General features: G+C 41.8%; 22 protein-coding genes. 16 read left to right on the forward strand and 6 right to left on the reverse strand.

What is annotated here, in order from left to right; all coding sequences use genetic code 11:
• Positions 1 to 15: 15 nt before the first annotated feature.
• Genes speB through speD form a run of 4 tightly spaced genes read right to left on the reverse strand, consistent with a single transcriptional unit; the run spans position 16 to position 3,995 of the window.
• Positions 16 to 873, reverse strand: a complete 858-nt coding sequence (gene speB, locus SLU01_RS11240; RefSeq protein WP_218029702.1) for an agmatinase — start codon at positions 871 to 873, stop codon at positions 16 to 18.
• The gene (gene speE / locus SLU01_RS11245; RefSeq protein ID WP_147058327.1) at positions 863 to 1,714 is read right to left on the reverse strand and encodes a polyamine aminopropyltransferase; all 852 of its coding nucleotides are present in this window, start codon (positions 1,712 to 1,714) and stop codon (positions 863 to 865) included. The genes speB and speE overlap by 11 nt, the downstream gene beginning before the upstream one ends.
• Positions 1,711 to 3,171: an aminotransferase class I/II-fold pyridoxal phosphate-dependent enzyme gene (locus tag SLU01_RS11250; protein WP_147058329.1), complete on the reverse strand. Its 1,461-nt coding sequence runs from the start codon at positions 3,169 to 3,171 to the stop codon at positions 1,711 to 1,713. The genes speE and SLU01_RS11250 overlap by 4 nt, the downstream gene beginning before the upstream one ends.
• 11 nt (positions 3,172 to 3,182) lie before the next feature.
• Positions 3,183 to 3,995 (reverse strand): adenosylmethionine decarboxylase, encoded by an 813-nt coding sequence (gene speD / locus SLU01_RS11255; RefSeq protein WP_218029703.1) that lies wholly within the window; start codon positions 3,993 to 3,995, stop codon positions 3,183 to 3,185.
• Positions 3,996 to 4,383: 388 nt separating this feature from the next.
• Here speD and prkA point away from each other — a divergent pair, with 388 nt between their 5' ends.
• The 10 genes from prkA to SLU01_RS11305 all read left to right on the forward strand — a co-directional run bounded on the left by prkA (position 4,384) and on the right by SLU01_RS11305 (position 17,568).
• Positions 4,384 to 6,279, forward strand: a complete 1,896-nt coding sequence (gene prkA, locus SLU01_RS11260; RefSeq protein WP_147058331.1) for a PrkA family serine protein kinase — start codon at positions 4,384 to 4,386, stop codon at positions 6,277 to 6,279.
• Between the two features lie 78 nt (positions 6,280 to 6,357).
• Positions 6,358 to 7,515 (forward strand): sporulation protein YhbH, encoded by a 1,158-nt coding sequence (yhbH, locus tag SLU01_RS11265; RefSeq protein ID WP_147058333.1) that lies wholly within the window; start codon positions 6,358 to 6,360, stop codon positions 7,513 to 7,515.
• The gene (locus SLU01_RS11270) at positions 7,512 to 8,918 is read left to right on the forward strand and encodes a SpoVR family protein (protein WP_147058335.1); all 1,407 of its coding nucleotides are present in this window, start codon (positions 7,512 to 7,514) and stop codon (positions 8,916 to 8,918) included. The genes yhbH and SLU01_RS11270 overlap by 4 nt, the downstream gene beginning before the upstream one ends.
• A 265-nt stretch (positions 8,919 to 9,183) precedes the next feature.
• Entirely contained in the window at positions 9,184 to 9,681 is a 498-nt protein-coding gene (locus SLU01_RS11275; protein WP_174842645.1) for a GNAT family N-acetyltransferase, read from the forward strand.
• A 14-nt stretch (positions 9,682 to 9,695) separates the two neighbouring features.
• Positions 9,696 to 10,409, forward strand: coding sequence for an alpha/beta fold hydrolase (locus tag SLU01_RS11280; RefSeq protein WP_147058336.1), 714 nt, complete (start codon positions 9,696 to 9,698; stop codon positions 10,407 to 10,409).
• Between the two features lies 1 nt (position 10,410).
• The gene (locus SLU01_RS11285) at positions 10,411 to 11,292 is read left to right on the forward strand and encodes an aminoglycoside phosphotransferase family protein (RefSeq protein ID WP_147058338.1); all 882 of its coding nucleotides are present in this window, start codon (positions 10,411 to 10,413) and stop codon (positions 11,290 to 11,292) included.
• A 283-nt stretch (positions 11,293 to 11,575) separates the two neighbouring features.
• Positions 11,576 to 12,586: a YcjF family protein gene (locus tag SLU01_RS11290; protein WP_147058340.1), complete on the forward strand. Its 1,011-nt coding sequence runs from the start codon at positions 11,576 to 11,578 to the stop codon at positions 12,584 to 12,586.
• Positions 12,587 to 12,793: 207 nt separating this feature from the next.
• The gene (locus SLU01_RS11295; RefSeq protein WP_170232681.1) at positions 12,794 to 15,658 is read left to right on the forward strand and encodes an S-layer homology domain-containing protein; all 2,865 of its coding nucleotides are present in this window, start codon (positions 12,794 to 12,796) and stop codon (positions 15,656 to 15,658) included.
• A 91-nt stretch (positions 15,659 to 15,749) separates the two neighbouring features.
• Entirely contained in the window at positions 15,750 to 16,535 is a 786-nt protein-coding gene (gene nadX / locus SLU01_RS11300; protein WP_281288388.1) for an aspartate dehydrogenase, read from the forward strand.
• Positions 16,536 to 16,647: 112 nt separating this feature from the next.
• Positions 16,648 to 17,568 carry a methyl-accepting chemotaxis protein gene (locus SLU01_RS11305; RefSeq protein ID WP_246110964.1) on the forward strand — a complete coding sequence of 307 codons (921 nt, stop codon included), beginning with the start codon at positions 16,648 to 16,650 and terminating at the stop codon, positions 17,566 to 17,568.
• A 263-nt stretch (positions 17,569 to 17,831) separates the two neighbouring features.
• Here the strand turns inward: SLU01_RS11305 and ypfJ are convergent, their stop codons facing one another.
• Together ypfJ and SLU01_RS11315 are read right to left on the reverse strand one after the other, a co-directional pair.
• Positions 17,832 to 18,668 (reverse strand): KPN_02809 family neutral zinc metallopeptidase, encoded by an 837-nt coding sequence (gene ypfJ / locus SLU01_RS11310; protein WP_147058347.1) that lies wholly within the window; start codon positions 18,666 to 18,668, stop codon positions 17,832 to 17,834.
• Between the two features lie 97 nt (positions 18,669 to 18,765).
• Positions 18,766 to 19,188: a YusW family protein gene (locus SLU01_RS11315; protein WP_170232682.1), complete on the reverse strand. Its 423-nt coding sequence runs from the start codon at positions 19,186 to 19,188 to the stop codon at positions 18,766 to 18,768.
• A 137-nt stretch (positions 19,189 to 19,325) separates the two neighbouring features.
• Between SLU01_RS11315 and SLU01_RS11320 the strand changes: the two genes are divergently transcribed.
• The 6 genes from SLU01_RS11320 (at position 19,326) to SLU01_RS11345 (ending at position 23,710) form a co-directional block, all read left to right on the forward strand.
• Positions 19,326 to 19,559: a hypothetical protein gene (locus tag SLU01_RS11320; RefSeq protein ID WP_147058351.1), complete on the forward strand. Its 234-nt coding sequence runs from the start codon at positions 19,326 to 19,328 to the stop codon at positions 19,557 to 19,559.
• A 19-nt stretch (positions 19,560 to 19,578) separates the two neighbouring features.
• Positions 19,579 to 20,133 carry a GNAT family N-acetyltransferase gene (locus SLU01_RS11325; RefSeq protein WP_147058353.1) on the forward strand — a complete coding sequence of 185 codons (555 nt, stop codon included), beginning with the start codon at positions 19,579 to 19,581 and terminating at the stop codon, positions 20,131 to 20,133.
• Positions 20,134 to 20,287: 154 nt separating this feature from the next.
• On the forward strand, positions 20,288 to 21,220 hold the full coding sequence (gene cyoE, locus SLU01_RS11330) for a heme o synthase (RefSeq protein ID WP_147058355.1): 933 nt from the start codon (positions 20,288 to 20,290) through the stop codon (positions 21,218 to 21,220).
• 187 nt (positions 21,221 to 21,407) lie between these two features.
• Positions 21,408 to 22,205, forward strand: a complete 798-nt coding sequence (locus SLU01_RS11335) for a basic amino acid ABC transporter substrate-binding protein (RefSeq protein ID WP_147058356.1) — start codon at positions 21,408 to 21,410, stop codon at positions 22,203 to 22,205.
• A gap of 42 nt (positions 22,206 to 22,247) precedes the next feature.
• Positions 22,248 to 22,991, forward strand: coding sequence for an amino acid ABC transporter permease (locus tag SLU01_RS11340; protein WP_147058359.1), 744 nt, complete (start codon positions 22,248 to 22,250; stop codon positions 22,989 to 22,991).
• Positions 22,988 to 23,710, forward strand: a complete 723-nt coding sequence (locus tag SLU01_RS11345; protein WP_147058361.1) for an amino acid ABC transporter ATP-binding protein — start codon at positions 22,988 to 22,990, stop codon at positions 23,708 to 23,710. Before SLU01_RS11340 ends, SLU01_RS11345 begins: the two co-directional genes overlap by 4 nt.
• Positions 23,711 to 23,756 lie beyond the last annotated feature (46 nt).

A 23,756-nucleotide genomic window follows, 5' to 3' on the forward strand; every position in this document is an offset into this window, starting at 1 on the left:
AAACACCACCCAGTATTATTTTTCTGTACCTACTGCTAGAATCAATTCGCGAAGCACTTTACAAGCGACTGCAGTCGAAACCCCACTTTGATCGTAAATCGGGGAGAGTTCGTTTACATCACACCCGACAATATTCAAGCCGCTCACCGTCAAAATGCCTTGCAATAATTCCATGAAACTTACGCCGCCTGCTTCAGGAGTACCTGTTCCAGGAAAGACGGATGGATCTAAAACATCCAAATCTATTGTTAGATAAACAGGCTTCCCTTTTAAACTTTCAACTATTTCCTCTAAACCGTTAAAGTTGAATTTATTCGTGAAGACATGGTTCCGTCCCCATTCAAACTCGCTGCGATCACCGGAGCGGATGCCGAATTGGAAAATCCGCCCGTCGCCAAGGATATCCCAGACACGGTGGATGACAGTTGCATGTGAAAGTTTTTCATCCAAATAATCGTCACGCAAGTCCGCATGAGCATCGAATTGAATGATATGCAAATCAGGGTATTGTTCAGCTACTGCCCGGACTGCGCCAAGGGTCACTAAATGCTCTCCGCCGATCATGCAAGGAATCTTGCCATCTTGAACGACTTTTCGCGTGTATTCCTCAATTTGCCCTAAAGCCCGTTCCGTATTTCCGAAGCTCAATTCCAAATCTCCGCCATCATAGACGTTAAAATCTTCAAGATCCTTATTCTGATAAGGGCTGTATGTTTCGATTCCGAACGATTCCCCGCGCATCACTTTGCTAGCGAACCGCGTACCGGGGCGAAAAGAAGTCGTTGAATCGAAAGGCGCGCCAAAAATGACGATACCTGACTCATCATACTCGTTGTCGCATCCGATGAAGGTTTCAATATTTTTATTCAGCATCTTTCAATTGCTCCTTTACGTAATTCGGCAATGCGAATGAACCGACGTGAATGTCGGTATTATAATATTTCGTTTGCAATCCAAGTTCATTCCAAGCATCTGCATTTAAGTCTTTGATTGGATCAAACTTTTTGGACGCAAAACCAAACAGCCAATGGCCGGAAGGATATGTTGGAATATGCACTTGGTACACTTCGCAAACAGGGAAGAAACCGGTAATCCGCTTATGTGCCCGTTGCATGCCAAGAGCGTCTTCTTCATAAAACGGACTCTCGTGTTGATTGACAAGAATGCCGTCTTCTTTTAAAGCCTTGTAACAGTTCCCGTAAAATTCCCGTGTGAACAACCCTTCACCTGGTCCGAATGGGTCAGTCGAATCGACGATGATCAGATCGTATTCATCTTCACGGGAACGGACAAATTTCAAGCCGTCCTCGAAGTGTAGATGGACTCGAGGGTCATCCAATTTAGATGCGGTTTGTGGGATGAATTCCTTGCACACATCAACAACCATCTCGTCGATTTCTACCATATCGATATGCTCGATTGACTCGTATTTAGTCAATTCGCGAACCGTGCCGCCGTCGCCAGCACCGATGACGAGGACTTTCTTGATGCCTGGGTTCGTTGCCATCGGGACGTGCGTGATCATGTCATGGTAGATGAATTCATCTTTTTCAGTGACCATGACTAAACCGTCAAGTGTCAAGATACGTCCGAATTCCGCTGTTTGCAGCACATCGATTTTCTGGAATTCACTTCTCCCGGTATAAAGATGTTCAATCACCTTTATAGAGAATAGGACATTCGGCGAATGATTTTCGGTAAACCATAAATTCATTGCTCAGTCTCCTTCAATACATTAATGTGCTCAATCTTGCTATCTTCAGTTCCTGTCATGAAGCTGCCCTTATCCTTACAATACTGGATGTACTCAAGAATTTCGGTTGTAATCCGCTCTCCTGGAGCTAAAATCGGAATACCAGGCGGATAGGCCATAACAAATTCACTCGCAATCCGACCGGCGCTTTCATTGATCGGAAGTTTTTCCTTAGTTGCGTAAAACGCTTTTTGCGGCGTATAGACGACTTGCGGGTTAATATATTCGTGGTCGAATAAACCGCTTTTATCGTTGCCGTAACGCCTTTTGATTTCCGATAGGGCGCCCACGAGTCTTTCTAGGTCCAATCGGCGATCCCCGACAGATATATAGGCAAGAATATTGCCAATATCCCCGAACTCGATTTGAATGTCGTATTCATCACGAAGGATGTCATACACTTCCACACCGGCTAATCCGATTTCAAGCGTATGTACGGAAAGCTTTGTCTGATCGAAATCAAAAATCGTATCTCCATTGATCAATTCCTTGGAGAAAGCGTAGTAACCTCCGATTTTATTGATTTCTTCTCTCGTATATTGCGCCATCTCTCCAACCTTCCGGAAAATTTCGCTCCCGTTGAGGGCAAGGTTTTTCCGCGAAATGTCAAGAGAGGAGAGCAGTAAATAAGAACCGCTCGTCGTTTGCGTCAAATTGATGATCTGTCTAGTGTAGCCTTCGCTCACATCGTTATTTATCAATAATATTGAACTTTGGGTCAAGGAACCGCCGGACTTATGCATACTGACAGAAGCCATATCCGCACCTACCGACATTCCGGAAGCAGGCAGGTCATCGCTAAAATAGAAATGAGTGCCATGCGCTTCGTCAACAAGGACGAGCATGCCGTGCTCATGTGCGAGATCTGTAATTGCTTGCAAATTTGAGCAGATCCCGTAATAGGTCGGGTTGTTTATAAGAATTGCTTTTGCATCGGGATGCTCAAGGATTGTTCTTTTAACATCTTCAAGAGCCATTCCTAATGGGATTCCTAGTTCACTATTCACGCCAGGATTGACGTAGACAGGGATTGCGCCGCTAAGGATAAGTGCATTGATGGCGCTGCGATGCACATTTCGCGGCATGATGATCTTTTCGCCCGCCTTACAAGCTGTCATAACCATCGCTTGTACTGCGGAAGTTGTCCCATTTACCATGAAAAAGGCGTGCTTTGCCCCGAATGCTTCGGCCGCGAGTTCTTCCGCTTCACGGATAACTGAAACAGGGTGGATGAGATTATCCAATGGTTTCATAGAATTGACATCCACCGTCATGGCATTCTCGCCTAAAAAAGCGGTCAGTTCCTCGTTGCCCCTACCACGTTTATGGCCGGGAACGTCGAAAGGAACGACACGCATTTTTTTGTATTTGTTTAAAGCCTCCATAATAGGAGCTTTCTGTTGTGAAAGAATGCTCATTTTTCGTCCTCTCACTCTTCATATATATTGGAACCGCTGAATATTTCAATCATCTCTTTGCGCAAGTTATTTGTAATATGCAACCTTTCTTTCGGCGGAATTTCATACACATCCGTATTGAAAAGGTAATTTTGCAAATTGATGTCTTTAATCAGCAGTTTTGTATGGAAAATATTTGATTGATAAACATTTACATCGATAGCATCATACTTTTGTAACGTTTCACTGTCGATATAATCTTGGATGGACGTCATTTTGTGGTCCATGAATAACTTCTTCCCTCTATCATCACGTGTAAACCCACGAACACGATAGTCCGTCGTAATAATATCGGAGTCGAAGCTGCCAATTAGATAATCCAATGCGTTTAACGGCGAGATTTCCCCGCATGTCGACACTTCGATATCGACACGAAAAGTGGCAATCGAATTATCAGGGTGATATTCAGGATACGTATGGACGGTGACGTGGCTTTTGTCTAAATGACTAACAACCGAATCCCGGGTTTTTAAAATATCGATTTCTCCACGATTACAAGATTCGTCAATGACAGCGACTGGAAGCGTCTCCTCCGTAATAAGGATCGTAACACTTGCGCCTTGTGGATCATAATCCTGCTTGCTCACATTCAGTACATGAGCTCCGATAATCTCGGTCACATCATATAGAATATTTGTCAATCGCTCCGAATTGTACTGCTCATCGATATAGGCAATATAATCTTTTTGCTCCCGCTCACTTTTTGCATAGCTTACATCATAGATGTTGAAGCTAAGTGTTTTGGTGAGGTTGTTAAAGCCGTACAACTTCAGCTTATTTTCCAACCCGAATATCACTCCTTTACGTTATCATCAAGCCTCGGATGGCTAAACGCCACCCTCCGCTTTTGGGTTAAAATCAATCTAATTATAAAGTAAAAAAGTCGCTAGTCAAGACAATTTAAAAGGCATTAAAAACATTGGTCAAGAATACTTGAAATCATCATAATTCCAAGGGGTGTGTAACTATTTACGTTATAGGAAATTCAATTGAATTACAAGTGAAAACCTTGCTATAGCAACTGTTCCCCGTCCGAAAAGGTTTTCACCCCCGAAAGCAAGTGTTCTAGCGGTTTCCGTTTTTTATACACCCTCACTTATATGATAAGCCTCATTTTACTGACCCTACCCGCATACAATGATTGAAACCACGCCCTGAATGGAGGGAACATGAATGGATATTTTACGGAAAGTGGAACATTTTCGTGAAGAAGAGAACAGGTTGAAGTGGGAAGGTACGTTTGAAGAGTATTTAAGTCTTTTAAGAGATCGTAAAGAAGTTGCGCAAACAGCACATTCACGCGTATATGAAATGATTAAAAGCCACGGGGAAACAAAAGAAAACAGCCATACACGATTCCACTTTTTTGATGATGAGATTTATGGGCTCGAAGATACAGTTGAACGACTCGTCAATGAATATTTTCATCCGGCAGCAAAAAGGCTGGACGTCCGAAAGAGGATCCTTTTGCTAATGGGCCCGGTCAGTGGAGGAAAGTCGACGATTGTCACTTTATTAAAACGCGGATTGGAACAATACTCGAAAACGGAAAACGGGGCAGTGTATGCCATTAAGGGTTGCCCGATGCATGAAGATCCCCTGCATTTGATCCCGGAATATTTACGAGAAGATTTCTTTCATGAATTTGGCATTCGAATAGAAGGAAGCCTTTCTCCATTGAATACGATGCGGCTCGAAAAGGAATACGGCGGACGCATTGAGGATGTTCTTATAGAAAGGATTTTCTTTTCCGAAGATAAAAGGGTCGGTATTGGAACATTCACCCCCTCCGATCCAAAGTCTCAGGACATTGCCGATTTAACAGGCAGCATCGACTTTTCGACGATTGCAGAATACGGTTCTGAATCTGACCCTCGCGCTTACCGGTTTGACGGCGAATTGAATAAAGCGAATCGCGGGATGATGGAGTTTCAGGAAATGTTGAAACTGGACGAGAAATTCCTATGGCATCTATTGTCATTGACGCAGGAAGGGAACTTCAAAGCGGGAAGATTTGCATTGATCAGTGCAGATGAGTTGATTGTCGCTCATACAAACGAAACAGAATACAGAGCTTTTATTTCAAATAAAAAGAACGAAGCCCTTCACTCTAGAATTATCGTCATGCCAATTCCGTATAACTTGAAAGTGAGCCAGGAAGAGAAAATTTACGAAAAGATGATACGGGAAAGTGATATGTCTCACGTGCATATTGCTCCGCATGCCCTTCGAGTTGCTGCCATTTTTTCGGTATTGACGAGGCTGAAGATTTCCAAGAAACAAGGCATTGATATCGTGAAAAAGATGCGATTGTATGACGGGGAAAATGTTGAAGGCTTTAACTCTGCAGATTTAGAAGAGTTGAAAAAAGAGTTTCCGAATGAAGGAATGGATGGAATCGATCCAAGGTACGTCATTAATCGGATTTCATCTGCCATTATCCGAAAAGAAGTGGATGCTATCAATGCGCTTGATGTGTTGCGTGCCTTAAAAGAGGGACTTGACCAGCATGCTTCCATTTCAAAGGAAGATAAAGAAGAATACTTGAATTATATTTCCATCGCACGTAAGGAATTTGATGAAATTGCGAAAAAAGAAGTTCAGAAAGCATTTGTTTACTCGTATGAAGAGTCCGCGAAGACGATGATGGATAATTATTTGGATAATGTGGAAGCGTTTTGCAATAAACATAAAATGAAAGACCCTCTGACTGGTGAAGAGATGAGTCCGGATGAAAAGCTTATGCGATCCATCGAAGAGCAAATCGGAATATCAGAAAACGCTAAAAGGGCTTTCCGTGAAGAAATTCTCATACGGATTTCTGCATATGCAAGAAAAGGAAAACGGTTCGAGTATAAATCACATGAACGGTTGCGTGAGGCGATTCAAAAGAAACTGTTTGCCGATTTAAAGGATGTTGTCAAAATCACAACTTCATCAGCAATGCCGGATGAATCTCATTTGAAGAAGGTAAACGAAGTCGTTGCTAGGCTTATTGATGAATATGGTTACAATTCAATTTCGGCAAATGAATTATTACGGTATGTTGGAAGTCTATTGAACCGTTAAATGAATCCATAGATATCAATAACCTGCCAGTCGTTGCATATACTAAAAAAATGAGTGGACTGGGGTAGGTGAATAGAAATGCATGAAGAACAGAGCGAGTCTTTTGTCGTCTCCCAGGAAGACTGGACGCTTCACCGAAAAGGATACCAGGATCAGAAACGCCATATGGATAAAGTGAAAAAGGCGATTCATAGCAATTTACCCGAGTTAATCAGCGAAGAAAGTATTATTATGTCTGATGGCAAAGAAGTTATTAAAATACCGATACGTTCGTTGGATGAATATAAAATTCGTTACAATCATGACAAATCGAAGCATGTAGGTCAAGGCAGCGGGGAAAGCAAAGTTGGTGACATTGTTGCAAGTGACGGTAAACAAGGGAGTGGCAAAGGCAAACAGGCGGGGGATCAGCCCGGGGAGGATTATTATGAAGCGGAAGTTTCTATTGCGGAGATAGAAGATGCTTTATTCAAAGAACTGGAATTGCCGAATCTTGAACAAAAGGAACAAGCCGAAATTACGACTGATGATATTGCTTTCAATGATATCCGAAAGAAAGGGCTCATTGGAAATATCGATAAGAAGCGCACGATCATCGCAGCGTTCAAAAGAAACGCAATGGAAGGCAACACTGGAATAATGCCGATTTATAATGATGATCTTCGTTTTAAAACGTGGGATGAGGTTGTGAAACCGCAATCCAGTGCGGTTGTACTCATGATGATGGACACAAGTGCATCAATGGGGACATTTGAGAAGTATATGGCGAGAAGCTTCTATTTTTGGATGACCAAGTTTTTACGCACGAAATATGAAAAAGTGGAGATTGAATTCATCGCACACCATACAATTGCAAATGTCGTGTCGGAAACAGATTTCTTCTCTAAAGGAGAGAGCGGAGGCACAATTTGTTCGACTGCGTATGAAAAAGCGCTTGATTTGATTACACGAAAATACAGTCCTTCGCAATTCAATATATATCCTTTCCATTTCTCTGACGGGGAAAATATGTCATCCGATAACGGGAAATGTTTGTCATTAGTCAATGAATTGATGGAAGTGTCCAATATGTTTGGCTACGGGGAAGTGAATGCCCACAGCCGTTATTCGACATTGATGAATACGTATAATAAAATCGAAGACCCGAAATTCCGTCATTATGTATTGAAGGAAAACCAAGATGTTTACCATGCGTTGAAGAAGTTTTTCCAAAAACGTCAGGAGGCATCTCTATGACGAGTCACAAATCACTTCAATATGCAGTAGAGGAAATTACGGAGATCGCGAAAGGATTTGGATTGGATTTTTATCCGATGCGCTATGAAATCTGTCCCGCTGATATCATATATACTTTCGGAGCCTACGGAATGCCAACAAGGTTCACCCATTGGAGTTTCGGAAAACAATTTCATAAAATGAAGCTGCAATATGATTTAGGACTTAGCCAGATTTACGAACTGGTGATCAATTCAAATCCTTGCTATGCGTTTTTGCTCGAAAGCAACACACTTATCCAAAACAAGTTGATCATTGCACATGTGCTGGCTCACTGTGATTTCTTCAAAAACAATGCACGTTTTGCCAATACACGACGTGATATGGTCGAAAGCATGACCGCTACGGCGGAACGGATCGCCAATTATGAAATACTTCATGGGAAAGATGAAGTGGAACGTTTTTTGGATGCAGTGCTAGCCATCCAGGAACATATCGATCCGTCACTTGTCCGATGGCGGTATGGCAATGAAGAAGTGGAACAGGATGATACGGAGCCGTCCACCCGTAAAACTGAATACGATGACTTATGGGGAATCGACCATAAGAAACTACAAACGATGACAGTAGAGACGAAGAGGAAAAGAATTCCTGCTTCTCCTGAAAAGGATATCCTTCTCTTCATTCTGGAGCACAGTCGGGAATTGGAAGAATGGCAACGGGATATTTTGACGATGATCCGGGAGGAAATGCTTTATTTCTGGCCGCAAATGGAAACGAAAATTATGAATGAAGGCTGGGCAACTTATTGGCATCAACGGATTATAAGGGAAATGGATTTAACGACAGACGAAACGATTGAATTCGCCAAGTTAAATGCAAACGTCATCCAACCATCAAAAACATCCATTAATCCGTATTATTTAGGACTTAAAATCTTCGAGGATATTGAGCATCGCTATAATAACCCTACCGAGGAAATGAAGGAATTAGGCGTGTTGCCCGGTTCCGGCAGGGAAAAAATGTTTGAAGTGAGGGAGATGGATTCCGATATCTCCTTCATCCGCAACTATTTGACGAAAGAGCTCGTACAAAAGGAAGACATGTATGTGTTCGAGAAAAAAGGGAGCTATTACAAGATTTCAGATAAGGAGTATCGCCATGTGCAAGATCGGTTGATCGCGCAGCGGGTAAATGGAGGTTTCCCGTATATCGTAGTCTATGACGGTGATTACGTTCGAAACGGCGAACTCTACCTAGTGCATAAATACGAAGAAACCGAGCTCGATGTACCTTATTTGGAAAATGTCCTTCCATACGTCCACCAGCTTTGGGGCCGCATCGTCCATTTGGAAACATACGTGGATCATAAACAAGTCGTGTTCTCCTATGATGGGAAAAAGGTTCATCGGAGATTTGCTTGAAAGTAGATTAGCCGTCACATCGGTAGTTTGACGATGTGGCGGCTTTTCGTCGTGCTGACGGGGGCGAATGTCTAGTTCAAAGGTCACAAAATGACGATAACTTTCTCGAAGTGACCGATAAAGTTGTGAAATTGACCGATAACTCTCTCAAAGTGACCGATAACTATGTGGCATTGACCGATAACTTTTCGAAGCTATGAAAACTCACTGTAAATTTGTATAATTGATTCAATTGCTTTATTACCTACTGGAAAGAGGGGTTCATATGAGGATAAGGGAAGCTGTGCTTGAAGATGCAGATGGAATTGCGCGCGTACATGTAGATAGTTGGCGCACGACATACAAGGGGATTATCTCGGATTCATACCTTGATGATTTGTCTTACGAGCAACGTGCGGAAAACTGGCGTCGCGGCATTGGACATAACATATTATTAATTGCTGAAGATGCAAATGGGAATATCGTCGGCTTTGCAACAGGAGGAAAAGAGCGGACCAGCAACTATGACGTGGACGGAGAGCTATATGCAATTTATTTATTGCAGGAAGTACAAGGTCAAAGGATTGGAAGTAAATTAATGAAGGCTATTACTGAGTTACTCAAGGAACAGGGATACTCATCCATGCTTGTTTGGGTACTAGAAGATAACCCCTCAAAAAATTTCTATGAAGCCCACGGCGGGGAGCGTGTAGCGGAAGAGATGATAGAAATTGGCGGTAAGGAGTTTAAGGAAATTGCATATGCATGGAGCATTCTAGAATAAAGGGGGCAATAAAAATGATTTTACATAGCAAGGTAGCTGGGGAAGGGGTCCCAATAATTTTCTTGCATACAGGGTTACAGACTGGGGAAACAGATTTTGTTTATCAACGAGAGCATTTCAAAGATAGCTTCTGTATCGTTCTACCTGATTTGCGCGCACACGGCAAATCTCAAGTTGGACAAATTGATATTCATACGTATTTCGAGGACACAGCTGGAGACTTAGCTAAAACGATGGATCATTTAAATATTGAAAAAGCACATATCGTCGGCTGCTCATTAGGCGCATTAGTCGGACTTTTGTTTGCAAAACGGTTTCCGGCTCGGGTCCATAGTTTAACGCTTTCCGGGATCGTTCCTGTAAAACCTGATAACTGGCCGGAATTAGTTGAAAAGGACACTGTTCAGCAAATGGCATTGCTCGAAAATAAGGAAGTCATCCATTATTTCAACTCTGTACATGCTTCCAATTGGCAGGATTTTTTGAGGCAGTCAATGAATGAGGACTGGTATCCTTTCGATGAGACAGGGGACTTATCTACATTGGAATGCCCAACCCTCTTTATCGTCGGGGAAGGGCAGAGCCATGAAGTTGACGGAGCATCCATCTATCCAAGGCAAAATGACAAAATACATGTGGCGGTTGTGCCGTTTGCCGGGCATCTTGTTCATATCGAACAGCCGGATATTTATACGACAATTTTAGATTTGTTTATTAGGGGACTCTAACATGGAAATACCTACTCCATTCCAAAAGAAAATTATAAATAGCTTTGGTGTTACCGGAGAAAAATGGCTTTATTCCTTGGAAACTAAAACGGAGGAAGTTGCGAAAATTTGGGGCTTGAAAATTGAAGGTCCGGTGACAAATCTTTCATATAATTATGTTGTGAACGTGACGGACATGAATAATAAACACTACATACTGAAAATGGGCTTTCCAGGATTTGATTTTCAAAATGAAGTGCGGACCGTCCAGCTTTACAACGGTGAAGGCTGTGCAAACGTATTGCAGGCGGATTTTGAGAACGGCGCTATGCTGCTTGAAAAGTTGAACCCTGGAACAATGCTTTGCGAAGAAAGGGACGAGATTGCCGTCGTTGAACATTTTTGCCGAGTTTGGAAGAAAATTCGTCGTCCATTGCCGCCCGAAGGCAAATTTCCTATGATTACGGACTGGGCTTCCGCGTTGGATCGGGCCAACGAAGGACCTATTTCGAATAATCACATTCAACTTGCAAGAGAATATATAGAAGAGATTTCGCAATCATCGTCTAACATTCAATTATTACACGGTGATTTGCATCATGAAAATATATTGTTTTCCGCAGAGCACGGCTGGGTGGCGATTGATCCGAAAGGTGTAGGGGGCGATCCTCATTTCGATCTCATTTCATTCATGATCAATCATCTGTTCACTAAACCTGATCCGCGGAAACTATTAGAACTGCGAGTTGAACTGATTTGCAAAAGTTTAGAGATGGACCGTGAACGGTTGCTGAAAGCTGCCATAGGGATGTCGACTTTATATGCATGTTGGGCGGTTGAAGATAAAAATCCGGATTGGGAGGAAACATACCAATGTGCGCAATGGTTTAAGGAATTTCTGTAGAGGTGCTGTTCATCGCGCGTCCAAGGTGGGTTGCTGTGCGTCCAAAAAGCCGCCTCCCGCGTCCAAAGCGGACTGCCGTGCGTCCAAAGCGGGATGTCACGCATCCAAAGCGAGCTCCCCCGCGCCCAACGCATCTACCCCAGCTCTACAACTCCAGCTCGACTGGCATCTTCATTTTCAACCTCATGCATTTCCCGTATTCTTTTAGGGTATTGAATCTTATCTAGATAATAACCGTATATAAGGGAAGCATGAAATAGACTAAATGAAGTAGGTGATACAAATGAACCCACAATGGATGTCAGATGAAGAGTTTGACCAAATATTTGAAGAAAAATCATCGGAAATCAATGAGCAATTGGAAAGTGAAATTCTTATCGCCATGATCGGCGACGTCAATGCGGGCAAATCGTCCACGATTAACCGTCTCATGGGGGCAGAAGTGGCGGAAGTCGGTGCGAAGCCTGGCGAAACACAGGAAATTAAAAAATTCAGCTTCAAAGATAAAATTATCTTCGTCGATACGCCCGGATTAGATGATATATATAGTGAGCATTCAGCTTTGACGATGAAATTTTACAAACAGGCCGATTTGATCCTGTTTTTCTTGAACGCAGCCGGTACAGTATTGTCTGAAACAGAACTTGTTTCATTAAAGAAAATCGCCAAAGTGAATAAAGACATCATTATCGTCTTGAATAAAATAGACGCAGCCGACGACATACCGGCATTGGTTAAATATGTGCAAGATCATACAAATTACGACTATCCAGTTACTCCAATTTCATCCAGAACCGGCGAGAATATCGGCATGTTACAAAAAGAGGTTCTCGAATTATTGGAAACGAAAAAAAAAGACGTTTTAATGGCCGCAAATATGGCCGATAAATCAGCAATCGCGAATCGTTGGATTTTAGGGGCCGGTGCGTCCGCTGCAACAATCGGGGCAGTCCCAATTCCAGGTTCTGATTTCGTTCCACTTACAGCTCTCCAAGTAAGTCTAATGTTGAAGCTGTCGGCGCTGTACGGAAAACCGATTACGAAAGATAAAGCGAAAGAATTGATCATCGCTACAATTGTAGGAAATATCGGGAAGACGGTTTTTCGACAAATCGTGAAAATCGTACCTGGCGCCGGAATGGTAGCCGGGGCAAGTGTAGCTGGAGGAATGACGATTGCATTAGGACATGCTGTAAAATATGCTCATGAAAATGATATTGACTTGAATCCAAAGTCGTTGAAACCGATCTATGAGATGTTCCTTAAAAAGAGTATGAAGAAAAATAAGGAATAAAGATAATAACTTCGCGAAATCTTTACAAATATATAAACTTGAAAACTATCATGCTTCCTCTGAGATAGATTGATAGTCTGGTTCTATGACCATTTATTACAACTATCAATTTTATAAAATATGATTAATACTGTTAGACGAGGGTATACGTATATGGGATGCATTACTCTCAAGTACAAAGTACATCTCAGAGGAGGAAATATATTTATGGGTAACAACCAACCTAACAAATATCGTAATTTCATGATCGGTGCAGCTTCAACAGCATTGGTCGCATCAGCAGTCGCACCACTTGCAGCAAGTGCAGCGGACTTTTCCGACGTGAAAGGAAACACGCATGAATCTGCAATCAATGCATTGGTACAAGCTGGCGTCATCAATGGATACGCTGACGGTACATTCCAACCAAATAAAACATTGACTCGTTCCGATGTTGTTAAAATGATGGGGAAATGGCTTGTATCTCTAGACTATAAAGTCCCAACAGATTACAAGACAAACCCACGTTTCAAAGATTTAACATCAAAATCCAACGATGAACTCCTTAAATATGCTGCATTAGTTAAAGACAATGGCGTATTTAACGGTTATGCAGATGGCACACTCGGTGCAGGACTCGATATTACACGTGAAAACATGGCAATCGTTCTTGTTAGAGCATACGATGCTATCCATAAAACAGATCTAGTTACATTAGTAAAAGAAACAGAATTCGATAAAGACGTAACAGACCTTGCTAAAGCAAAAGCTGAAGCTCGTCCTTACATCGACGTTCTTGACTATTTCGATATCACAAACCCGGTTGCACCACAATTCAACCCTAAAAACACAACAACTCGTGGTCAGTTCGCTTCATTCCTTTACAAGACTTCTAACGTAAACGTAGAAGAAGAGGCAGACACTGAAGCACCTAAACTTGTATACACAGGCGAAAAAACACTTAACGTTGAATACGCAGCAGAATTCACAGCTCCAGTCGTAACTGCAACTGACAACGTTGACGAAAAAGTCGAAGTCACTTCAGTAATCACAAACGAAGCTGGCGAAAGACTTACTGCCATCGACACAAAAGAGTACGGAACATATAAAGTGACATACAGCGCGGTTGACGCAGCAGGAAACAACGCTGAGGATTTAGTACTTACAGTAGTTGTTGCTGAACCAGCTAACCTTGAAGTAGCATCGGTTGCTGGAATCAATGCTACACAAGTAGAAGTTAAGTTCAACCTTCCAGTTGATAAAGCGACTTTGTTCGCAAACGGTAAAAGCGGAGCATTCGCTAATAACGTAATCACTTTCAAAGCTCTAGACGGAGCTGCTACAGGAGTTCTTTCCGGAGAACTATCTAGCGATGGCAAAACATTGACGATCACAGCAGAAAACGTCCTTTCAAAACGTTACGATGTTGTTATTGATGGTTTGAAATCATATAACGGTAAAAATATCGTCAAGTTTGAAAACATGGTTACAATCGCTGATGATAAAACTGCACCAGCAATTGTTAAAACAGACAGAATTTCTGCTAGCACATTCAAAGTTACTTTCTCTGAACCTCTTAAATCGCTTGGAACTGTTAGCTATAAATTGGCTAATGGAACTGCTGTTACTGGCGAAAATGGCGTAAAAGACAACTTCAAAGCAGGTGATAAAGAAGTAACGTTTACACTTGGTTCGGACGTAGCTGCTAACCAAGATGTTATTGCTACTTTCATCGGCACGCAAGACCAAGCAGGCAACTTGATTTCACCGAACCCTGCAACAGTTACATTCCAAAAAGGTGATAAAGATGGAGTGAAACCAGCTGTAACATCTGTTACTCAAACTGGCGCGAAATCTTTCGCTATCAAATTCACTGAGGAATTACAAACAGCTCCGACTGTAACGATCGGCGGTGTGGAAGCTTCTAAAGTAGAAAAAGATGCTAATGATCCAACTGTATACAATGTTACTACATCTGCTGTTCTTGACGATGCAAAAACTGTAGTAATTAATGGTTTTGTTGACCTTAGTGGAGAAGTGGGTGATTCAGTTAGCAAGGTAGTTAGCTTTGTTAAAGATATCAACGCTCCAAAAGTTGTTTCTAGTGCAGTAGTGGCTGATGAAACAAACGGAAAAGAATATCTTGAAATTGCTTTCGACAAGAATGTTGAAGTATTGGGTACTTCTACAGTTGATGGGATTGGTTCATATGTTAAAAACTATGTAACTACTCCGGTAAAAGCTGAGAATTTGAATCCTACTACAATCAGCTATAAAAACGCATCGAACAAGAAAGTAGTCCGTGTTGAGCTTGATGCTTTCCTTGGTACTACATTTGACATCGAAGGTGCGTCATATGCGCTTGATTTGACATTTGGTAGTGTTACAAGTGAAGCTGGAGTACCAGTCGATACTGCAAAAGTAACATTTACACGTGGGAAAGATAACACGCTTGCTAACGATGCAGTAGTTAAAGTGACTTCTGTTGTTCAAGACTCTGAAGATAACAACAAAGTAAATGTCACTTTTGATAGAGCTGTTGAAGGTTCTTCTGCTATCAATACAGCTAACTATCAAATCGCTGGTGCAACTGTCGAATCAATTACATTGAATCCGGTTGCTGAGAACGGTACTCAAGTTGCTGTTCTTAATTTGAAAGCTGGTTCTAATGATTACACTGGCGTACGCAATATCAACATTTCAAACGTAAAAGCATCAGGATCTGCAAAAGTAATGGAACCTTTCTTTACTAACGAAGTATCCTTAAAAGAAAACGTTGCACCAACAGTCACATCTGCCAAATTGGTAGGAACAGACAAAGTTACTCTTACTTTCTCTGAAGCTGTAACTACAGCTAAAGTGGATAGCGATTTTGATCTTTTGATAGGTGGAGCTACAGTTGCAACAAAATCAGTTGTTTCAACACCTTTGAATGAGTCAGGCGTTACAACAGTAACATTCACATTGGGAGCTAACCTTTCAAATGCTGACTTGGAAAAAGTATTAGAATTGAAAGCTAAAGATACATTAACAATTAAAGATGCTGTCGGAAATAAATTATCAGTTCCTGCAAACATCACTATTGCTAGATAATTACTAATGCTGTACTCAAACCCCTTGGCCAAAGCCAAGGGGTTTTCCTGTATACTAACCATAAAAGAGAAAAGGACTGATCCCAATCAAAATAGGCCTAATCGGTAAAGGAAACCTTGGTACATATCTACTCCAAAAAATAAACAAAGAACAGCTTCTATCTAATACTAAAATTACCGCAATTTTGGATGAGCGCGCTAAAGCGAAAGCGGAACTTACGGCTTTTGCTAATACATACGATTGTCAGGCATTCCATGACATCCAATCGTTCTTACAATCCGACACCGACATAGTAGTTGAATGCGCCAACATCGACACTGCTAAATCAACTTCGCTCGATATCATTAAACAGAAAGATCTAATGTTAATAAGCATCGGAGCATTCGCCGATCCTATCTTCGCTGAACGTGTAGAACAAGCGTCTCAAGAAAGCGGGCACCGAATCTATTTACCATCTGGTGCAATCGGGGGTTTGGATGTGTTGAAAGCTGCTAAGTTAGATGGAGGTTTGGAGTCTGTCACGCTGACGACTCGAAAACCTGCTCATTCGTTAACGACGGATCTAATTACTGCGGAGCAAGTTTTGTTTGAAGGACCAGCCCGTGACGCGATTGAACAATTCCCCAAAAATGCGAATGTAGCCATCGTATTGTCGTTGGCGGGGTTAGGGATCGAAAAGACGCATGTCCGAATTATTGCCGATCCCGACGTCACGCAAAATATTCATCACATTACCGCAACGGGGGCATTTGGCGTAATGGAACTGATGATCAAAAATAACCCGTCTCCAGACAATCCGAAAACGAGTCATGTGACGGGGGCAAGCATTTTGGCGGCTATTGCAAATCTGGAAAGTGTAGTGGTCGTCGGTACATAATAGGAAACTATTTCGATGGCAACTATTGCTTTCTGATTTATTTGTAAAGGTCTTCCATTTGAACTTTTGGTATGTTTTAATGGTATTAAAGACCTTTTTCAGGGGATGGAGAGTGGGTATTTTGGTTATACAGGTAGTTGAACAAGTTACAGATGACCATGTTGTGAAAGCGCTTGAGCAAAATTTGGCGATCATCAGATTTGATACAGATCGTAAAATTGCTTACGTCAATGATATATTTGCAAATGCTATGGGGTTTAGAAAAGAAGAGATGATTGGAATTTCTCATAAGGAATTCTGTTTTGATGATTATGCGAGAAGTAAGGAATATGAGAAGTTTTGGCAAGAGTTGCTGCGGGGCAAAGGGCAACAGGAAAAGGTTGAGAGGAAAGACAAGAACGGCAATAAGGTTTGGCTGGAAGCGACATATATGCCTGTGTTCAGTTCAGATGGTAAAAAGGTTATCGGTATTACGAAAGTCGCTTCCAATATTACGAAGCGACAAACTTCAATTACGTCGGTCGTGGAAGAGTTGCGTCAAATGGCAGAAGGGCTGACGCAGCGCGCAGATATCGGGATTGATCGTAGCAAAGAATTATTGACAACGATAAAGGACATTGCTGTAATTTCACGTGAAAATACCGAGACTTTAGGGAAATTGCAGGTCCATGCGGAGGGCATCCAGCATATCGTGAAGACGATCAGGGAAATTGCGGCTCAAACGAATTTGCTTGCGCTCAATGCCGCGATTGAAGCAGCGAGGGCAGGAGAGCATGGCCGCGGCTTCGATGTGGTGGCAAAAGAAGTAAGAAAGCTTTCCGCCAACGTGGAGAAATCGATTGTTGAGGTGCGCGAAGGGGTAGAGGCAATTACTTCTGAAATTAAAACCATTTCTAAAGGCACAGTGTTGGCCCAGGAAAATGCAGATAGGTGTCAACAAAGTATAGAAGTGGCAATGGAAGATTTCCTCGCCATCGCGACCTCCGCTTCAGAATTGGATGTCCAGTCAAAGAAAGTATCGGGTATCGTGTAAGACGAAAAAACAGGTAAGGGAGTGCTAAAATGTGCTCCTTTACCTGATTTTTATTCATATTTAGGTTATTACGCTATCGCTCGTTTATTTCAGGAACGGCTCATTCTTTCGCTCATCGGCTCGTTTATTCCAAGAACGGCTCATACTTTCACGCAACGGCTCGTTTATTCCAGGAACGGCTCATTCTTTCGCGAGACGGCTCGTTTATTCCGAGAACGGCTCATTTATTCAAAAATCGCTCATTAATCCACAAAACCACTTAATCAAAGTTCACTCGCCCCAAACGTATCACCATTTTCAAGATTCCCAGCTTCAAATCCACGATAAAACCATTTCTTCCGCTGTTCGGAAGATCCGTGCGTGAAGCTTTCGGGCACTGCATATCCGCGGGCACGTTTCTGAATGGTGTCATCACCGACAGCGCTAGCAGCTGTCAACGCCTCTTCTAAATCGCCTTCCTCTAAGTAGCCCATCCCTTGCGCATGATGAGCCCATACGCCAGCCAGGTAATCGGCTTGTAATTCCAAACGGACGGAGTATTTATTGTATTCTTCTTCGCTTACGCGGGATCGAATTTTAGCCATCTCATCGCTAATCCCCAATAATTTTTGAACATGATGTCCGACTTCATGGGCGATAACATAGGCCATTGCGAAATCCCCGGGTGCTTTGAATTGTGTTTGCAGTTCGTCATAGAAACTGAGGTCTATATATAATTTCTCATCTGCTGGACAATAAAAAGGCCCGACTGCTGCTCCCGCCATCCCGCACGCAGACTGCACACTTCCCGAATAGAGGACGAGGGTCGGATCGCGGTATTCCATCCCTTCTTGCTCGAAAATTTCTGTCCATACATCTTCGGTATCTGCGAGCACGACAGACACGAAATCGGCCAACTCTTTATCTTGTTCAGTCTCCACATATTCCGTATTTGACGGGGCGGTCGTCAGCCCATTAAGGATATCTCCAGGGTCGCCGCCGAGAAACATGACAATAAGCAGCACGACGATGCCACCGATGCCACCCCCGACGATTGTTTTACCGCCCATTCCTCTTCGATCCTCTATATTCTTGCTCCCTCTTCTACCTTTCCATTCCATTGAATCGCCTCCTTGAACAGCTAGTCTTATCCTTTACCCATTCTTGGTGAAAAGTAAATAAGACACCGGTGGCTTGTTCAGCACCCGATGTCTCTTCCTATTTAGAGAACATGATTTCTTTACTATCGTATCCTTTGAAGGTAACTTCCAATCGTATCATTTGATAATCCTTGAATTCGAACGCTTCTGCCGTTTTCTTAATCAATTCAGTTTCCTCAGCTTCTGGATCGGGTGAAAGTTTTTCAAACGCCTCTGTTATTTTCTTTAAAGCTTTTTCGCCATGGAGGTTGACTCCTTGCTTGTTATTTGAGAATTCCGCTTCTGAACGCTCTTTCTTCTCTATAAAGCTTGCTTTCAGAGCTTCCGTTTCTTCTTTTGTGCCGATCGTCACCGTAAAAGCTGTTATGCCATATGTATCGACAACTTTGCTTGCTTTGTCTTTTGGTATAAGATTTTGATCACTGCAAGCAGCCATCATTAATAACTGTATTAGTAATATGAATGAAAACATTTTTTTCATTTCAATATTCATCCCTTCCGTTTCACTATCCTTAACATAACCGGCAAACAGAAGGGATATACAATGAAGGGAATGATTGAAACTTCTATCGCATCTATACGTAAACATATAATGCGTACTAAAGGAGAGTGAGTGACTTGAAAACTGAACAACAAATGTCTTTGAAGGATTGGATCATTACAATTATTCTTTTATTCCTGCCAATCGTCAGCTTAGTGATGCTGATCATTTGGGCGACTGATAAGCAAGATCCCCGGAATAATTTTTCGAAAGCATACTTGATCGTATCGGCTGGAATGATTGCTGTTATTTTCCTTATCTATATCCTTGTTTTCATTTTTCTACTATTTATAGGCTTTATGGTGTCCTAATTGAAGGAGAGAAAAAATCATGAAAGAATTGTATTGTGAAACGGACAGGTTAATCATCCGTCCGTTTGTTGCTGAAGATTACCAGGAATGGCATGATGGGTTCGAGGAAAGGCTTCCTTCGACGTATACATATGATGATGGATTTCAGGAGAATGCTAACACCTATACAAAAGAGTGGTTTGTGGACTGGATACAAGGTTTTGACGAAGCGGCAAGAAAAGATGAGATGTACATACTTGGCATATTTCGAAAAGAAGATGGAAAAAACGTAGGGAAGCTGGAGCTGTTCAAAATTTTGCGAATGGATTACGACTGGGCGATGATGGGTTATTCCATTCATAATCAATTTTTTAGGCAAGGATATGGAAAAGAAAGTGTACAAGCGGCAACACAGGTATTTTTCGAACAACTGGACTTTCATCGAATCGAGCTCCATATTAACGTTGACAATGAACCGTCCAAAAAGTTGGCGGAAAGTGCAGGTTTTCAATTTGAATGCATAAGGGAAAAATTTTCACGTGATAATGGAGTATGGACAGACTTTTTGATTTATTATCAAAACCGTTCAAAATGAACCGCATCACCACTTTTGAATAAATTGTGACGAACAACGGGAAGAACGATAGGAATTTCCAAATAAAAAGCGAGAAACCTTTAAATTTCGAGGAATGAAATGATATGATGAAAGGGATGATATTTGGAGAAATACCTCTAAGGAGCGTATATAAATGACGAAGGAAATTGAAATTTCATATAATGAAAATGGCACAATTGATAATGAGAAAACAGGTACATTGATTGCGGATTTGAAATCGCTCTTCAAAGCGCCAGTATTGATTGCGAATGCATTGCCAGTTTTTGTTGGCTTTTGGCTCGCTCTTCATTTCACAGGTGGATCCCTTCTGGCAAGCAGCAAGCTGTTTTGGCTAACGATAATCGGGAGCACCGTTTTAATGGGCGGCGCACTTGTGCTGAATAACTGGTATGATGTCGATATTGACACTGTGATGAAAAGAACCCAAAAACGTCCAACTGTAACCGGAAATATGTCGTTAAAGACTGTTCTTGGAATTGGGATTTCCATGTCGGCAATCGGTATGGTCATGTTGATGTTTACTACGATGGAAGCGGCAATCTATGCTTTCGTTGGCTGGTTTACTTACGTCATCATGTATACGATGTGGACAAAACGTAAATATACATTGAATACAGTCATTGGAAGTGTATCAGGCGCAGTGACGCCAATGATTGGTTGGGCCGCTATTGCGCCATCCTATCATCTTGTTCCAATTATGCTTTTTATCATCTTATTCATTTGGCAAATGCCGCACACATTTGCAATTGCGATGAGGAAGTATAACGAATACAAAGCAGCCAACGTTGCGATGTTGCCTGTGGTACGTGGATTTAAAATGACAAAGCGCCAAATGTTTGTGTACATTGCTTGCTTATTGCCGTTGCCATTCTATTTAGGCTCGCTTGGGATGGTCTTCATTGTACTAGCGACGCTGTTAAATATTGGTTTCTTGGCAATGTCAATTCAAGGATTTTTCACGAAAGATGACGATAAATGGGCCTTTGCAATGTTTCTTTACTCTGTAAATTATATTGCGATTTTATTCATGCTAATGATCGCCGTCACTTTACCGATATTCCAATAATAAATAACGATAGCTGCTCCAAAAGTCGAAATTTGACAGCGGAGCAGTTTTTTTGTTGGTTGCTGTTGAAGTATTCGATTTTGAAAGTGTATTCGAAATAATTTGTTGTGAATGAAAACCTTTTCATATATAATCAACTAAAGTATCGATTTATTCAGTAAATTAATAGAGAAAAGGGAGGATTTAAATGGAGAAATCATTTAAGCGTTTTCTGTTGGGGGTAGCATTAGTATGTACATCCGTTTTTCTAATGGGATGTGGAGCAGATTCTACTAGCTCAAGTGGTTCGGATGTAGCAGATGCAGATGGAAAAAGAAAATTGATAGTTGGGACAGACGCAACGTATGCACCGATGGAATACATGGATGAAAAGGGGAATATTGTCGGCATTGATATTGAAATTGTAAATGCAATCGCTGAAGCAGCAGGGTTTGAAGTTGAATATAAGAACTATGGATGGGAGCCATTATTTCCTGCTGTCGACAATGGGGAAGTCGACTTTGCAGTATCATCCATAACAATCACGGATGATCGGAAACAGTCCAATGATTTTTCTGATCCATACTTCGTTGCAAATCAATTAATCCTAGTGCAAGAGGATTCAAATGTAGAAGCTTTCGAAGATTTGGCTGATAAAAAAGTTTCGGTTCAAATCAATACGACAGGACATGAAGTCGTAAAAGATCTATTAGGCAAGACGAGTGCAAAAATACTTGCAACTGAAACAATGCCACTAGCCATTACTGAGATGATCAATGGAAATGCAGATGCTTCTGTTGGAGATAATGCGGTCATTATTCATTATCAGGCGAATAATCCGGACATTAAAGTGAAAACGGTTGAAGATGACAGCTTTGAAAAAGAATATTATGGTCTGATGGTTAAAAAGGGAAATAAAGAGATTCTCGATTTATTGAACGATGGAATTGAGAAGATTAAAGAAAATGGCAAGTTGAAGGAAATTACCGACCAAGACCTCGATTAACAAGTGATGTAAACGACTAATACATCTTGGGAGGTGACGGTCATGGAGATTTTAGGCATCCGAATTGAGATGCTCGAAAATATTTGGAGTTATCGAGAGCTATTCATACGAGGCATTTGGGTCACTCTTGGCTTGACTGCGGTCGGCTATATCGGAGGATTCATTTTAGGACTTATCGTTGGATTAGGTAAACTGTCAAAAAGGAAATGGCTTCATTACCCTGCAAAAATTTATATCGACTTTTTTAGGGGTACACCATTACTTGTACAAATACTATTGATTCATACGGCGTTAATTCCTAGCATGTTCGGCCATTCTTTAGGATTTTTCGTCTCTGGGTCGCTAGCACTCATGCTGAATAGTGCTGCTTATAACGCGGAAATCATCCGCGCAGGAATCCAGTCGCTCGATAAAGGTCAAATGGAAGCGGCACGTTCTCTTGGCATGCCGCATAACACGGCTATGAAGTTAATCATTCTGCCGCAGGCGTTCAGAAGGATGATTCCGCCACTAGGTAATGAAATGATTGCACTACTAAAAGATTCTTCCCTCGTGACTGTCATTGCGGCGAGTGATTTGCTCTATGCTGGTAAAATCGTTGCAGGAGCATATCAAAGATTTTGGGAGCCTTATTTAACCGTTGCGATCCTTTATCTCATTTTGACATTCATTTGTGGGAAACTGATCGCTTATGTCGAGAAAAGATTCAGCAATAGTTACGTTCCATCCTCAAGAAAGTCTATTTTTTCAATGAGACGTTCAACGATAGGAGGAGGAATGCGATGATTCAAGTTCGGGATTTGCATAAATCATTTGGTAAGTTGAATGTACTCAAAGGCATAGATTACGACATTAAAGAGAAGGAAGTCATCTGTGTCATCGGTCCGAGTGGTTCGGGGAAAAGTACATTTTTGCGATGTATCAACCTTCTTGAAGAAATTACGAGTGGTGAAGTGTTTATTGATGGCGTGAAAATAAACGACCCGAAAACGGATATAAATGATATCCGACGGGAAGTAGGAATGGTCTTTCAGCAATTCAACTTGTTTCCACATATGCGTGTGCTTGATAATATTACCGTTTCACCTATACAAATACGGAAAATGAATAAGCGAGACGCTGAGGAATTGGCACTGCAATTACTTGAAAAAGTAGGGTTGGCGGATAAAGCGAACGCTTATCCTGAGCAGTTGTCTGGGGGTCAGATGCAACGCGTTGCAATCGCCAGAGCGCTGGCGATGAAACCCAAAATCATGTTGTTTGATGAACCGACATCCGCATTGGATCCTGAAATGGTAAAGGAAGTATTGGATGTCATGAAGCAACTGGCTTTGGAAGGGATGACGATGGTTGTTGTCACACATGAAATGGGGTTTGCGAAGGAAATGGGAGATCGGGTTTTATTTCTGGACCAAGGGTTATTGGTCGAGGAAGGGAAACCAGAAGAAATCTTTTCTAATCCGAAGCATGAGCGGACAAAAGCTTTCTTCAGCAAAATTTTATAGGGGAAAAGAGGATGTCCATGACATAGAATGTCACGGGCATCTTTAA

The organism is Sporosarcina luteola (assembly GCF_007991495.1).
Lineage (GTDB): Bacteria > Bacillota > Bacilli > Bacillales_A > Planococcaceae > Sporosarcina > Sporosarcina luteola.

Coding starts and splice junctions, on each gene's coding strand:
- SLU01_RS11275 (WP_174842645.1), top strand. CDS start 9,184: ATGAGGATAAGGGAAGCTGTGCTTGAAGATGCAGATGGAATTGCGCGC.
- SLU01_RS11295 (WP_170232681.1), top strand. CDS start 12,794: ATGGGTAACAACCAACCTAACAAATATCGTAATTTCATGATCGGTGCA.
- SLU01_RS11290 (WP_147058340.1), top strand. CDS start 11,576: ATGAACCCACAATGGATGTCAGATGAAGAGTTTGACCAAATATTTGAA.
- yhbH (WP_147058333.1), top strand. CDS start 6,358: ATGCATGAAGAACAGAGCGAGTCTTTTGTCGTCTCCCAGGAAGACTGG.
- SLU01_RS11335 (WP_147058356.1), top strand. CDS start 21,408: ATGGAGAAATCATTTAAGCGTTTTCTGTTGGGGGTAGCATTAGTATGT.
- ypfJ (WP_147058347.1), bottom strand. CDS start 18,668: ATGGAATGGAAAGGTAGAAGAGGGAGCAAGAATATAGAGGATCGAAGA.
- cyoE (WP_147058355.1), top strand. CDS start 20,288: ATGACGAAGGAAATTGAAATTTCATATAATGAAAATGGCACAATTGAT.
- speB (WP_218029702.1), bottom strand. CDS start 873: ATGCTGAATAAAAATATTGAAACCTTCATCGGATGCGACAACGAGTAT.
- SLU01_RS11315 (WP_170232682.1), bottom strand. CDS start 19,188: ATGAAAAAAATGTTTTCATTCATATTACTAATACAGTTATTAATGATG.
- SLU01_RS11280 (WP_147058336.1), top strand. CDS start 9,696: ATGATTTTACATAGCAAGGTAGCTGGGGAAGGGGTCCCAATAATTTTC.
- speE (WP_147058327.1), bottom strand. CDS start 1,714: ATGAATTTATGGTTTACCGAAAATCATTCGCCGAATGTCCTATTCTCT.
- SLU01_RS11270 (WP_147058335.1), top strand. CDS start 7,512: ATGACGAGTCACAAATCACTTCAATATGCAGTAGAGGAAATTACGGAG.
- SLU01_RS11285 (WP_147058338.1), top strand. CDS start 10,411: ATGGAAATACCTACTCCATTCCAAAAGAAAATTATAAATAGCTTTGGT.
- SLU01_RS11340 (WP_147058359.1), top strand. CDS start 22,248: ATGGAGATTTTAGGCATCCGAATTGAGATGCTCGAAAATATTTGGAGT.
- SLU01_RS11345 (WP_147058361.1), top strand. CDS start 22,988: ATGATTCAAGTTCGGGATTTGCATAAATCATTTGGTAAGTTGAATGTA.
- prkA (WP_147058331.1), top strand. CDS start 4,384: ATGGATATTTTACGGAAAGTGGAACATTTTCGTGAAGAAGAGAACAGG.
- SLU01_RS11325 (WP_147058353.1), top strand. CDS start 19,579: ATGAAAGAATTGTATTGTGAAACGGACAGGTTAATCATCCGTCCGTTT.
- SLU01_RS11250 (WP_147058329.1), bottom strand. CDS start 3,171: ATGAGCATTCTTTCACAACAGAAAGCTCCTATTATGGAGGCTTTAAAC.